Genomic DNA, 12,191 nt, shown 5'->3' with positions numbered 1-12,191 from the left:
TTCGGCGGGCTCGACCGGCTCGGCGGCCGCGCGACGGCGGCGGACCAGCCAGCGCACCCCGCCGAGCACGAGCAGGACGGCCACGAGCGCGACGGCGGTCGTCAGCAGGCCGAAGCGCAGCCCGGTGACGCCCGTGAAGAGCGACACGAGCAGCACGAACCCGGTGGTCAACGGCGCCGAAAGGCCCGCCAGCCACAACCGTTCGCGTACGCCGGTGACCAGGAGGATCGAAAATCCCGGGAGCAACACCACCAGGATTCCCGCAGCCAGCCGGACAGCTTCGGACAGCATGCTTTCTCCGATCAACAAAGCCGCCAACGCCCGGAGTCTATGGGGGGCCGCGGTCCGCCCAGGATGCGGGTGACCAGCGAGCTGACGTGCACGGTAGCGTGGCCGCGCCGTCGGAGAACGGCGTTCACCGCGGGTGCGGGCCGGATCACGGCGGAAAATGGGGTGGGAGAATGGGTTTTCTGCTCGTTCTGGCCGCATTCTGGGTTCCGGGCGCCGTTTTCGGGGCCGCGATCGGCCTGCGCGGCTGGACGCTGGGTGCCGCGGCGCCGGTCCTCACGTTCGGGGTCGTGGCCCTCGGCATCCCGCTGCTGGGCGGCACCGGCATCCGGTGGACCGCGCTCTCCGTGACACTGTGGACGCTCCTGGTCTCGGCCGCCGGCTTCGCGATCACCTGGGCCGTGGCCCGGTTCACCCGGCGCCGCCGCCCGGACGCCGAGCCGCCCGAGCGCCCGCGGTGGTCGTGGCGCGGGCACGCCGTCACGGCCCTCGGCGTCGCCGCCGGGATGGCGGTCGGCCTGCGCACCGTGCTGCGCGGCATCCCCACGCCGGGCACGGTCAACCAGGACTGGGACGCCGCGTTCCACGCGAACCTCGTCCGCTGGATCGCCGAGCGCGGGGACGCGCGCCCGTCGACCGTCGGCACCATCGCGAACCTGCCGGACGAGACTCACTACTTCTACCCGGACACCTACCACGCGCTGCTCGCCCTGCTCTTCGGCAAGGGCGGGCTGACCGTGATGCCGCTGCTGAACTTCGCGTCCATCGCCGTCACCTTCGCGGTGCCGCTCGGCGTGGCCGCGATGTGCCGCGCGTGGCGGATGCCGGCGGTCACCGCCGCGGCGGCCGCGGCGGCTTCCGCCTGCTTCACCTCGTTCCCCTACGACCTGTTCTGGCACGGCCCGGTCTGGCCGTACGCGGCCGGCGTCGCCCTGGTCCCGGCCATGCTCGCGGTGGTCCGCCTGCTGCTCGAGCCGGGCGGGGCCACCGGGCCGCTGGCCGTCGGGGTGGGCGTCGCGGGCCTTGCCGCGCTGCACACGAGCGTCGTGTTCGTCCTCGCCGTCTACTGTGTCCTGATCCTGGCCGTCGTGCTCTTCCGGTTCGAGCCGCTCGACTGGCGGCGGGCCTGGCCGTCGCTGGTGGCGGCCGCGCTGCTCGCCGCCGGGCTCGGCCTGCCCCAGGTGCTGCCTTCGCTCTACAACGCCGGCGGCGTCACGTCCGCGGTCTGGGCCAACGCGGCGACCATGACCGGCGCGGTCGGGCAGACGGTCACCTTCTCGCCGATGGCGAGCTTCCCCCAGTGGTGGATCGGCCTGCCCGCCATCGCGGGCATCTTCCTGCTGGTCCGGCACCGGCGGATGCTCTGGCTCGTCGCGGCGTACGTCGTCCTCGGCGGCCTGTACGCGGCGACGGTCTCCATGGAGAGCGGCCTGGTCCACCTGCTCAGCGGGCCGTTCTACAACGACAACTACCGGCTCGCCGCGCTGCTGCCGATGATCGGCGCGGTCGGGTTCGGCGAGTTCGTCCACACCGCGTCGGCGTGGTTGGCCGCGAAGGTCCGGCCCCGGCTGCCGAAGCTGCACCCCGCCGCGCCCGTCCTGGCCGGCGTGGTCCTGCTCGCGGCGGTGATCGGCGGGTTCAGCCGCGGGTACGTGCACCTCAACTCCGTGCACGTGAACATCGCCTACCGCGGCTTCCCCGCGGTGAGCGCGGACGAGGAGACGGCGTTCGCCTGGCTGGCCCAGCACACGGTGCCCGGCGAGCGCGTCCTGAACGACCGCCTCGACGGGTCGGTCTGGATGTACGCGCTGCAGGGGGTGCACCCGACGCAGTGGAACTACTACGGCGCCCCGCCCGCCAGCGACGTCGGTTACGTCAGCGCGTACGCGAACCGGCTGGAGAACGACCCGAAAGCCCGGCAGATCCTGCGGGAGCTGAAGGTCCGCTACGCCTTTGTCGGCCAGGGCAACGCCGTCCCCGACCAGCGGAACGACGCCGGCCTGCAGCACCTGGACACCACGCCGGGGTTCAAGCTGGTCTACCGCAACGCCGGGGCCTCGATCTACGAGATCGCCGGGCAGCAGGACGTCGTCGCGGCCGGGGCCGCACCAGGGTCCGCGGCCGGTGACGGGCAGTGAAGGGATGCTGTGTCGACGATTACCAATCCGACCGGCAGTCACGGCGGAACGCGTGCGGTGGGCGGGTTGGCTGCGGACCGCGTCCGCCTGCTTTCGGCCGGATTGGTAATGTGATCGCGTGTCAACGACCCCGGCGACCACGGTGACCAGCCGCCGCGTGCTCATCGTGATGCCCGCCCTCAACGAGTCGGCGAGCGTCGCGTCGGTCATCGAGCAGGTGAAGCGGGCCCTCCCGAACGGTGACCTGCTCGTCGTCGACGACGGCTCGGTGGACGACACCGCCAAGCTCGCCCGCGCCGCGGGCGCCGAGGTGGCCCGCCTCGCCGTCAACCTCGGGGTCGGCGGCGCCATGCGCACCGGTTTCCGCTACGCCGCCGCCCGCGGGTACGACGTCGTCGTGCAGGTGGACGCGGACGGCCAGCACGACCCTGACGAGCTCGACGCGCTGCTGCGCGGCCTCGACGACGCGGACATCGTGATCGGCTCGCGGTTCGCCGGCAAGGGCGCGTACAAGGCCAGCGGGCCGCGCAAGTACGCCATGGTCGCGCTGTCGATCGTGTTCTCGCGGCTGGCGAAGACCCGGCTCACCGACGTCACGTCGGGCTTCAAGGCGATGGGGCCGCGCGCGATCCGGCTGTTCGCCGGCTACTACCCGGCCGAGTACCTCGGCGACACGGTCGAATCGCTGGTCATGGCCATCCGGGCCGAGCTGACCATCAAGGAGATCCCGGTCATCATGCGCGAGCGCGCGGGCGGCACGCCCAGCCACTCGCCCGTCAAGTCGGCCGTCTACCTGGGCCGCGCCGGGCTCGCGCTGCTGCTCGCGCTGGTCCGCCGCCGCCCCGCGGTCGACTCCTCGGACTCGGCTTAAGGAGCTTGGGAATGCAGGGTTGGCGCATCCTCAGCATCGTCATCGCGTGCTTGGTGCTGTTCGTCGTCATCGAGATGATGCGGCGGCGCAAGCTGCGGGAGAAGTACGCGGGCGTGTGGCTGGTCGTCGCCGTCGGCGTCGTGGTGCTCGCCGCCATCCCGGCGGCCGCGCAGTTCCTGGCCCGGCTGACCGGCGTGGAAACGCCGTCGAACTTCGTCTTCCTCCTCGCCGGCGTCGTGCTGGCGCTGGTGTCGCTGCACCTGTCCACCGAGACCGGGCACCTCGAGGAAGAGGTGCGCACGTCGGTCGAGGAGATCGCGCTGCTGCGTTGCGAGCTCGAGGACACCCGGCGCGCGCTGGAGAGCCGGATCGCCGAGCTGGAGGCGAAGACGGCGGCTCCCGACGACGTCAAAGGGCTTCCGGAGGTCGAGCGCGTCAGCAAGTGACGCGCTGATCGAGGCCCTGCTCGCCGCCCCCGCGCGGCTGGGCCGGGTGCGGGTGCTGGCCATCGACGGTCCGTCAGGCGCCGGCAAGTCCACCCTGGCCGCCCAGGTCGTCGAGGCGCTGACCGCCCGCGGCTGCCGGACGGCCCTGGTGAGCACCGACGCCTTCGCGACCTGGGACGACCCGGTCGCCTGGTGGCCCCGGCTGGTCGACGGCGTCCTGCGTCCCCTGGCGACCGGCCGGCCCGGCGCCTACCGCCGCATGGACTGGACCACCGGGGTGCCCCGGCCGGGTGAGCTCGTCCGGGTGCCCGTGCCGGAAGTCCTCGTGCTGGAGGGCGTTTCCTGCGGCCGCACTTCGGCAAGACCCCTGCTTTCGCACCTCTGCTGGCTCTCCGGCGGCCCGGAGGCCGGCCGGCTGGCCAGAACCGTCGCCAGGGACGGCGCGGCCGCACGGGCCGAATTGGCGCGGTGGCAACGGTTCGAGCGCGGCTGGTTCGCCGTCGACGGCACCCCCGGGGCCGCCGGCACCCGACTTTTGTAGGGGACGAACCGGTCACCCTCCGTGCCCGCACTGCTCCGGATCGATCAAGTCGCCGAGCGGTCACAACACGACCGGACTAATCTCGGTACCGCCATCTGAGTTAGTGATCGGGCACCGCGTGCAGCCAGCGCACACAAACGGTCACATTCTGTCGCTATTTATGGACACATTGCGGTCAAATCGGCGCCCACGTAGCGCGATCGTAACCTCACGTACTTAAGCCTGGGCCGAGTTCCCGCTAGTGTCGCGGGGCACACCGATCGTCCGTCGAGTTCCTGACCGACCGGACGGTGACTTTGAACCCGAACATCTCCCAAGGGGTGCCAGATGCAGCAATTGCGGCTGACCCGAACACGCCGCGTGGCCCTGATCGGGCTGAGCGGCGCGCTCGCGGTTTCGCTGTCCGCCTGTGCGGAATCCAAGCGTGACGAGGGCGCAGGGGGTGGTTCCGGGGGCACCATGATCTTCGGCGCGGCCGGTAACCCGAAGTTGTTCGACCCGATCTTCAACGACGAGGGCGAGACCTTCCGGATCACGCGCCAGATCTTCGACACGCTGATCCAGAACAAGCCGGGCACCGCCGACCTCGAGCCCTCGCTGGCCGAGAAGTGGGAGCCCAGCAACGACGGCAAGACCTGGACCTTCTCCCTCAAGCAGGGCGTGAAGTTCTCGGACGGCACCGCCTTCGACGCGACCGCGGTCTGCTTCAACTTCGACCGCTGGTACAACATGAAGGGCGCCGCCGCCCAGAGCCAGATGATCTACTACGCCGACGTCTTCGGCGGGTTCGCCAAGAACGAGAGCACCGACTACAGCGACCCGGTCTACAAGAGCTGCGAAGCCAAGGACCCGGCGACCGCGGTCGTGAACCTGAACAAGGCGAAGGGTGCCTTCCCGGCGGCCTTCACCCTGCCGTCGTTCTCGATGCAGAGCCCGGCCGCGCTCAAGCAGTACAAGGCCGACGAGGTCACCCAGTCCGGCGACTCGTTCACCTACAGCGAGTACGCCAACAAGCACCCGGTCGGCACCGGCCCGTTCAAGTTCGACGGCTGGGACCAGGGCAAGGGTGAGATCACCCTGTCCAAGAACGACACCAGCCCGACCCAGACGGCCAAGCTCGACAAGCTCATCTTCAAGGTGATCCCGGACGAGAACGCCCGCAAGCAGGCGCTCAAGGCCGGCGACATCCAGGGCTACGACTACCCGGCGCCGGCCGACTACGGCCTGCTGCGCAACGAGGGCGAGCAGGTGCTGGTGCGCCCGCCGTTCAACGTCCTCTACCTGGGCATCAACCAGTCCGGCCCGGCCGGTGAGAAGCTGAAGGACGTCCGCGTCCGCAAGGCGCTGGCCTACGGCATCAACCGCGAGCAGTTCGTCAAGAGCAAGCTGCCCGAGGGCGCCGAGGTGGCCACCGAGTTCGTCCCCAAGACGATCTCCGGCTACACCGACGAGGTCACCAAGTACCCGTTCAACCAGCAGCAGGCCAAGGATCTCCTGCAGCAGGCGGGTGCGACGAACCTGACGCTGAAGTTCTACTACCCGACCGAGGTCACCCGGCCGTACATGCCGAACCCGGCGGACGTCTTCACCTCGATCTCCGAGGACCTGAAGGCCATCGGCATCAAGATCGAGCCGGTCGCCAAGCCGTGGAACGGCGGCTACAAGGACGACGTCCAGAAGTTCGGCAAGCAGGACCTCCACCTGCTCGGCTGGACCGGTGACTACAACGACGCCGGGAACTTCGTCGGCACGTTCTTCGGCCGCAAGAAGCCGGAGTTCGGGTTCGAGAACCAGCAGCTGTTCGACGCGCTGGCCGCCGCGGACGCTTCGCCCGCCGGTGACGCGCACGCCAAGGCGTACCAGGAAGTCAACAAGCAGATCATGGACTACCTGCCGGCCATCCCGATTTCCTACGGCCCGCCCGCCATCGTGGTCGGCCCGAAGGTCAAGGGTCTGGTCGCCAGTCCGCTGACCGACGAGCGGTTCAACACCGTCACTGTCAACTGACGGCTCAACGCCGCGAGGCATGGGGTGGGTGCTACCGCGCCCACCCCATGTTCCGTACTCAGCGGGCTGCCACCTAAGGACTGCAAGTGCTCCGTTTTCTCGTGCGTCGGCTGCTACAAGCGATCCCGACGCTGCTCATCCTGTCCATCCTGGTCTTCGCCTGGCTGCGGTCGCTGCCCGGAGGGCCCGCGGCCGCCCTCCTCGGCGACAAGGCAACGCCGGAGAAGATCGCCAACCTCAACCACGTGCTGGGGCTCGACCAGCCGGTCATCATCCAGTACTTCAAGTTCCTCGGCCGCGCCATCACCGGCGACTTCGGCGCCTCGCTGGTCTCCACCCAGCCGGTGATGTCGGAGATCGGCACGTTCCTGCCGGCCACCATCGAGCTGGGCCTGTCCGCGATGATCGTCGCGGTGGTCATCGGCATCCCGGCCGGCTACCTCTCGGCCCGCTACCGCGGTGGCGTCGCTGACAACGTGATCATCGTGCTGACGCTGGTCGGCGTCGCGGTGCCGGTGTTCTTCCTCGGCTACATGATGCAGGACCTGCTGGCCGGGCCGCTGGGCCTGCCGTCGCAGGGCCGGCAGACCGCGGGGCTCGACGCCACCGCCGTCACCAACTTCGCCGTCCTCGACGGCATCATGACGAGCGAATGGGACGCCGTCTGGGACGCGATCAGGCACCTGATCCTCCCGGCGTTCGCGCTCGCCACCATCCCGCTCGCGGTGGTCACCCGGATCACCCGCGCGTCGGTGCTCGAAGTGCTCAACGAGGACTTCATCCGCACGGCCAACTCCAAGGGCCTCACGCAGCCCGTCGTCCGGCGGCGGCACGTGCTGCGCAACGGCCTGCTCCCGGTGGTCACCACCATCGGCCTGCAGACCGGCGCGCTGCTCGGCGGCGCGGTGCTGACCGAGCGGGTGTTCAACTTCCGCGGCCTCGGATTCCTGCTGGCCGAAGGCATCGAACGGCGTGACTACCCGCGGCTCCAGGCGCTGCTGCTCTTCGGCGCCCTGGTGTACGTGCTGGTGAACATGCTGGTCGACGTCTCGTACGGGATCATCGACCCGAGGGTGCGTGTGCGATGAACACTCTGCTGAACAAGAAGAAAGAGCCGATCGACAAGCTCGCCGCGGCGAGCGGGAACAGCCTCGGCCGCGAAGCGCTGCGGCGGATGCTGCGCAGCCCGGTCGCCATCACCGGTGGCGTGATCACCGGCCTGTTCGTGTTGCTGGCGGTGTTCGCGCCGCTGATCGCGCCCAAGGACCCGTTCGAGCGCTACCTGCAGGACAAGGTCGCCCTCGGCCAGGGGATCATCCCCGGCTCTCAGCCGGGCTTCCCGCTCGGCGTGGACGACTTCGGCCGCGACGAGCTGTCGCGGCTGATCGTCGGCGCGCAGAACACCCTCCTCGTCGGGGTCCTGGCCACGGTGATCGGTGTGCTCCTCGGCATCATCATCGGCGGGCTCGCCGGCGCGTTCGGCGGCTGGGTCGACACCGTCCTCATGCGACTGGTCGACGTCATGCTGTCGGTGCCGTCGCTGCTGCTGGCGATTTCGGTCGCGGCCCTGTTCGCCAAGCCGAGCCAGTGGACGGTGATCCTCGCCGTCTCGCTGATCGGGGTGCCGATCTTCGCGCGGCTGCTGCGCGGTTCGATGCTGGTGCAGCGCGGCAGCGACCACGTCCTCGCGGCGACGTCGCTGGGCGTCAAGCGCGGCACCATCGTGTTCCGGCACATGCTGCCGAACTCGCTGGGCCCGGTCATCGTGCAGGCCACGCTGACCCTGGCGACCGCGATCCTGGAGGCCGCGGCGCTGTCGTTCCTCGGTCTGGGCGACCCGGACCCGAACCGGGCGGAGTGGGGCATCATGCTGAGCAAGGGTGCCCGGCAGTTCCTCGACGTCCGGCCCGAGCTCGCGTACTACCCGGCCATCGCGATCATCATCGTCGCGCTCGGGTTCACGCTGCTCGGCGAGTCCCTCCGCGAAGCCCTCGACCCGAAGAACAGGCGGTGAGAACCCATGGCACTCCTTGAAGTCCGCGACCTTTCGGTCGTGTTCCAGCGGCGCGGCGAGCAGCCGTTCACCGCGGTGGAAGGCGTCAGCTTCGACGTCGAGCCGGGCCAGACGGTCGGCCTGGTCGGCGAGTCCGGCTGCGGCAAGTCCGTGACGTCGCTGGCGATCATGCGGCTGCTGGCCAAGCGCGGCAACAAGGTCAGCGGCTCGGTGCGCTTCGAAGGCACCGACCTGCTGTCCCTGTCCGACCGGGAAATGCGCGACCGCCGCGGCCGCGACCTCGGCATGGTCTTCCAGGACCCGCTGTCCTCGCTGAACCCGGTCATCCCGATCGGGCTGCAGATCACCGAGGTGCTGGAGCGCCACCGCGGGATGTCGCGCAAGGCGGCGTCCGTCGAAGCGGTGGACCTGCTCGACAAGGTCGGCATCCCCGACCCGTCGCGCCGGCTTTCCGAGTACCCGCACCAGCTTTCCGGCGGGATGCGGCAGCGCGCGCTGATCGCGATCGCGCTGGCGTGCCGGCCGCGGCTGCTCATCGCCGACGAGCCGACCACCGCGCTCGACGTCACCATCCAGGCGCAGATCCTCGCGCTGCTGCGGGAACTGGTGCAGGACACCGGCACCGCGCTGATCATGATCACGCACGACCTCGGTGTCGTCGCCGGGCTGTGCGACGAGGTGAACGTGCTCTACGGCGGCAAGATCGTCGAGCGGGCGCAGCGGCACCAGCTGTTCGCCGAGCCGCGCCACCCGTACACGCACGGCCTGCTCGCCTCGATCCCGCGCCTGGACGCGGGCCGCGGCGAGAAGCTGATCCCCATCCGGGGTTCGGTGGCCGACAACATCCCGTGGGACCACGGGTGCGCGTTCGCGCCGCGGTGCCCCAACGCGCTGCCGGTCTGCCGCGAGGTCCAGCCGCAGCTGGTGCCCGACCAGGGCGGGCTGCTGCGCTGTCACAACCCCGTGCGGCCCGCGGTCGCCGCGGGAGGAGGAACCCGATGACCCGTCCTGCTGGTGACGTGCTGCTCGAGGTCACCGACCTCAAGGTGCACTTCCCGATCAAGCGCGGCATCGTGATCGACCGGACGGTCGGGCACGTGTTCGCGGTCGACGGCGTCGACCTGGCCATCCGCCGCGGCGAAACCTACGGCCTGGTGGGCGAATCCGGCTGCGGCAAGTCCACTTTGGGCCGGGCGATCCTGCGGCTCAACGAGCCCACCGCCGGTTCCGTGAAGTTCGACGGCACCGACGTCGCGGCCCTGAAGGGGGAGGAACTGCGGAAGGCCCGGCGCCGGATGCAGATGATCTTCCAGGACCCGATGTCCAGTTTGGACCCGCGCCAGTCGGTCGAGTCCATCCTGCTCGAGGGCATGCACGCGCACGGCCTCGACAAGGACAAGGAAGCCACCCAGCGGCGGCTGCGGCAGCTGCTGGCCGCGGTCGGCCTCCCGGAGACGTCGCTGCGGAAGTACCCGCACGAGTTCTCGGGCGGGCAGCGCCAGCGCATCGGCATCGCGCGGGCGCTGGCGGTGGAGCCGGACCTGATCGTCGCCGACGAGCCGGTGTCCGCATTGGACGTTTCGGTGCAGGCCCAGGTGGTGAACCTGCTGGAGGACCTGCAGCAGCAGCTCGGCCTGACCTACGTGGTGATCGCGCACGACCTCGCGGTGGTGCGGCACATCTCCGACCGCATCGGCGTGATGTACCTGGGTGCGCTGGTCGAGGAGACCGACGCGGACTCGCTGTACCGGGACCCGCTGCACCCGTACACGCGGGCGCTGCTGTCGGCCATCCCGGTGCCGGACCCGCAGGTCGAGGACACCCGTGAGCAGATCCTGCTCGCCGGTGACCTGCCCTCGCCGGCCAACCCGCCGTCGGGCTGCCGGTTCCACACCCGCTGCCCGTGGCGGCAGGAGCGCCTGTGCAACACCGACCGCCCGCAGCTGCGCGAAATCGGCGGCGGGCACCGGGTGGCGTGCCACTACGCGGAGGACATCCGCGACGGGCGCATCCAGCCGCACGAGGTGGAGCCGGAGCTGGTGGAGCTCACCGGGGCGCTCAACCCCGACCTGGGCCCGCCGGACGTCGGCACCGCAGCCGAGATCCTCTGAAGTGACGGCCGGCCGGGCCTTGTCCCGGTCGGCCGTTCTCAGGTCGCCAGCTTGGCGGCCCGGGACTGCAGGTACGCCTGTTCCGGCAGGCTCAGCGTCCGCCGGGCGGCAGCCAGGTACGCCTCGCGGGCGCCGGCCGGGTCACCGGCGGTTTCGAGCAGGTGCGCGCGGATGGCGTCGACCCGGTGGTGCTGCTTGAGGTGTTTCGCCGCTTCGCCCAGTTCCGCCAGCCCCTGTTCGGGGCCGTGGACCTGCGCGAACGCGACCACCCGGTTCAGCGTCACCATCGGACCGGGTGCGACGACCCGCAGCAGGTCGTAGAGCGTGAGGATTTCGGCCCAATCGGTGTCTTCGCTGGTCGGGGCCTCGTCGTGGACCGCGGCGATCGCGGCTTGCAGCTGGTAGGGGCCGACGGGCGCGGTGGCCAGCGCCTGGGTGATCAGCGCGACGCCTTCGTCGATGAACGCCCGGTTCCAGCGCGACCGGTCCTGCTCGGCCAGCGGAACCAGCGCCCCGGCGGCGTCGACGCGCGCGGGCCGGCGGGCTTCGGTGAGCAGCATCAGGGCCAGCAGGCCGGTGACTTCGCCGTCGTCCGGCAGTTCCGCGTGCAGCTGCCGGACCAGCCGGATCGCCTCGGTGGTCAGCTCGACGCGGCTCAGCGTGTCCCCCGAGCTGGCGGTGTGGCCTTCGGTGAAGATCAGGTAGAGCACCTGCAGCACGGCGGCCAGCCGCTCGGGGCGCTGGTCGTGGGTGAGCCGTTCACCTTTCAGCTTCTGTTTCGCGCGGCTGATCCGCTGGCCGATGGTGGCCTCGGGCACGAGGAAGGCCCGCGCGATCTCGGCGGTGGTGAGCCCGCCGACGGCCCGCAGCGTGAGCGCGACCTGCGACGGCGGTTTCAGTGACGGGTGGCAGCAGAGCAGCAGCAAGGTCAGCGTGTCGTCGACGCCGCCGGCGGGCTCCAGGCCGGGCGGCTCGGCCTGGGCGGCGGCCTCCTCACGCCGTCGCCGCGCGGTGTCGCTGCGCCACTGCTCGATCCGCCGCCGGGACGCGGTGGTGATCAGCCACCCCTTCGGGTGATCCGGAATCCCCTCGCCCGGCCATTGCCGCGACGCGGCGAGCAGGGCTTCCTGGACTGCGTCCTCGCAGGTGTCGAACCCGCCGTACCGCCGGACCAGCGCGGCGAGGACCTGCGGCGCGAGCTCCCGGAGCAGGAGTTCGACGTCGGTCACAGCTCCGGTCCGTGGAGTCCCATCACCGGCCGCACCTCGACCTTGCCGAAGGACGCTTCCGGGACCTTCGCGGCGATCTCGAGGGCACGCTCTTCGCTCTCGCAGTCGAGCAGGTAGAAGCCGGCGAGGAACTCCTTGGCCTCGGCGAAGGGCCCGTCGGTGACGCCCACCTGCTTGGTCAGCTCCGGGTAGGCGAGCCGCTCGGAGACGATCCGTTCGCCGGAGGCATCGAGGTCGTCGTTGAGCTGCTGGTAGTAGGCCAGCCCGGCGGCCCGCTGCTCATCGGTCATCCCTTCCCACGCCTGGCGCGACGCGGGGTTGCCGTAGATCAGGACCACGTATTTCACTGGAGTCTCCTGTGCTTGGGTTGTCCACCGGAGTTGTCCACATGGGGGTGGAGCCTGTGGACAACTGTGGTGCTTGGGGGTGATGCCTTGCCAAGCACGCGAGATGCCCCGGTGAGCACGCTTTGTGTCCCTCCACCGACCCGGACGCCGGATTGTTCAACGGCCGTCACGCCGGGTCAAGGCGGGAAAGCGTGCCTTG

Annotated in this window: 12 protein-coding genes; 9 read left to right on the top strand and 3 right to left on the bottom strand. The window is 70.3% G+C overall.

From position 1 onward, the window contains the following. The coding region (locus ACWEVN_RS41095) for a DUF6541 family protein (RefSeq protein WP_452054892.1) at nt 1-291 on the bottom strand (291 nt) is incomplete at its 3' end. Between the two features lie 170 nt (nt 292-461). Between ACWEVN_RS41095 and ACWEVN_RS41090 the strand changes: the two genes are divergently transcribed. The 9 genes from ACWEVN_RS41090 (at nt 462) to ACWEVN_RS41050 (ending at nt 10,416) form a co-directional block, all read left to right on the top strand. Then, the gene (locus ACWEVN_RS41090) at nt 462-2,426 is read left to right on the top strand and encodes a DUF6541 family protein (RefSeq protein ID WP_452054891.1); all 1,965 of its coding nucleotides are present in this window, start codon (nt 462-464) and stop codon (nt 2,424-2,426) included. 169 nt (nt 2,427-2,595) lie between these two features. After that, nucleotides 2,596-3,297 carry a glycosyltransferase family 2 protein gene (locus ACWEVN_RS41085; protein ID WP_396136891.1) on the top strand — a complete coding sequence of 234 codons (702 nt, stop codon included), beginning with the start codon at nt 2,596-2,598 and terminating at the stop codon, nt 3,295-3,297. A gap of 11 nt (nt 3,298-3,308) precedes the next feature. Further along, complete coding sequence (locus tag ACWEVN_RS41080; protein ID WP_310969276.1) at nt 3,309-3,743, top strand: DUF2304 domain-containing protein; 435 nt, start codon at nt 3,309-3,311, stop codon at nt 3,741-3,743. Nucleotides 3,744-3,795: 52 nt separating this feature from the next. After that, nucleotides 3,796-4,284 (top strand): uridine kinase family protein, encoded by a 489-nt coding sequence (locus tag ACWEVN_RS41075; protein WP_452054893.1) that lies wholly within the window; start codon nt 3,796-3,798, stop codon nt 4,282-4,284. Nucleotides 4,285-4,611: 327 nt separating this feature from the next. Next, nucleotides 4,612-6,291: an ABC transporter substrate-binding protein gene (locus ACWEVN_RS41070; RefSeq protein WP_452054890.1), complete on the top strand. Its 1,680-nt coding sequence runs from the start codon at nt 4,612-4,614 to the stop codon at nt 6,289-6,291. Between the two features lie 86 nt (nt 6,292-6,377). Continuing rightward, complete coding sequence (locus ACWEVN_RS41065; protein WP_310969273.1) at nt 6,378-7,379, top strand: ABC transporter permease; 1,002 nt, start codon at nt 6,378-6,380, stop codon at nt 7,377-7,379. Next, on the top strand, nt 7,376-8,305 hold the full coding sequence (locus ACWEVN_RS41060; protein WP_004559728.1) for an ABC transporter permease: 930 nt from the start codon (nt 7,376-7,378) through the stop codon (nt 8,303-8,305). Before ACWEVN_RS41065 ends, ACWEVN_RS41060 begins: the two co-directional genes overlap by 4 nt. Nucleotides 8,306-8,311: 6 nt before the next feature. Further along, nucleotides 8,312-9,307, top strand: coding sequence for an ABC transporter ATP-binding protein (locus ACWEVN_RS41055; RefSeq protein ID WP_449687381.1), 996 nt, complete (start codon nt 8,312-8,314; stop codon nt 9,305-9,307). After that, nucleotides 9,304-10,416: an ABC transporter ATP-binding protein gene (locus ACWEVN_RS41050; RefSeq protein WP_449687380.1), complete on the top strand. Its 1,113-nt coding sequence runs from the start codon at nt 9,304-9,306 to the stop codon at nt 10,414-10,416. The genes ACWEVN_RS41055 and ACWEVN_RS41050 overlap by 4 nt, the downstream gene beginning before the upstream one ends. A gap of 38 nt (nt 10,417-10,454) precedes the next feature. Here ACWEVN_RS41050 and ACWEVN_RS41045 read toward each other — a convergent pair whose 3' ends face one another. Next, a complete protein-coding gene (locus ACWEVN_RS41045; RefSeq protein ID WP_452054889.1) occupies nt 10,455-11,645 on the bottom strand; it encodes an RNA polymerase sigma factor in 1,191 nt (396 codons plus the stop codon). Continuing rightward, nucleotides 11,642-11,992 (bottom strand): YciI family protein, encoded by a 351-nt coding sequence (locus ACWEVN_RS41040; RefSeq protein ID WP_310969267.1) that lies wholly within the window; start codon nt 11,990-11,992, stop codon nt 11,642-11,644. Before ACWEVN_RS41040 ends, ACWEVN_RS41045 begins: the two co-directional genes overlap by 4 nt. Between the last annotated feature and the right edge of the window lie 199 nt (nt 11,993-12,191).

It is taken from the genome of Amycolatopsis sp. NPDC003861 (assembly GCF_053605405.1).
The sequence above is the reverse complement of the archived record's forward strand: the minus strand, read 5'-3'. Positions and strand labels throughout refer to the sequence as shown.

Excerpts from the sequence above, each read along its gene's own strand:
- ACWEVN_RS41050 (WP_449687380.1), top strand. The coding sequence starts at position 9,304 with ATGACCCGTCCTGCTGGTGACGTGCTGCTCGAGGTCACCGACCTCAAG.
- ACWEVN_RS41060 (WP_004559728.1), top strand. The coding sequence starts at position 7,376 with ATGAACACTCTGCTGAACAAGAAGAAAGAGCCGATCGACAAGCTCGCC.
- ACWEVN_RS41085 (WP_396136891.1), top strand. The coding sequence starts at position 2,596 with ATGCCCGCCCTCAACGAGTCGGCGAGCGTCGCGTCGGTCATCGAGCAG.
- ACWEVN_RS41070 (WP_452054890.1), top strand. The coding sequence starts at position 4,612 with ATGCAGCAATTGCGGCTGACCCGAACACGCCGCGTGGCCCTGATCGGG.
- ACWEVN_RS41055 (WP_449687381.1), top strand. The coding sequence starts at position 8,312 with ATGGCACTCCTTGAAGTCCGCGACCTTTCGGTCGTGTTCCAGCGGCGC.
- ACWEVN_RS41090 (WP_452054891.1), top strand. The coding sequence starts at position 462 with ATGGGTTTTCTGCTCGTTCTGGCCGCATTCTGGGTTCCGGGCGCCGTT.
- ACWEVN_RS41080 (WP_310969276.1), top strand. The coding sequence starts at position 3,309 with ATGCAGGGTTGGCGCATCCTCAGCATCGTCATCGCGTGCTTGGTGCTG.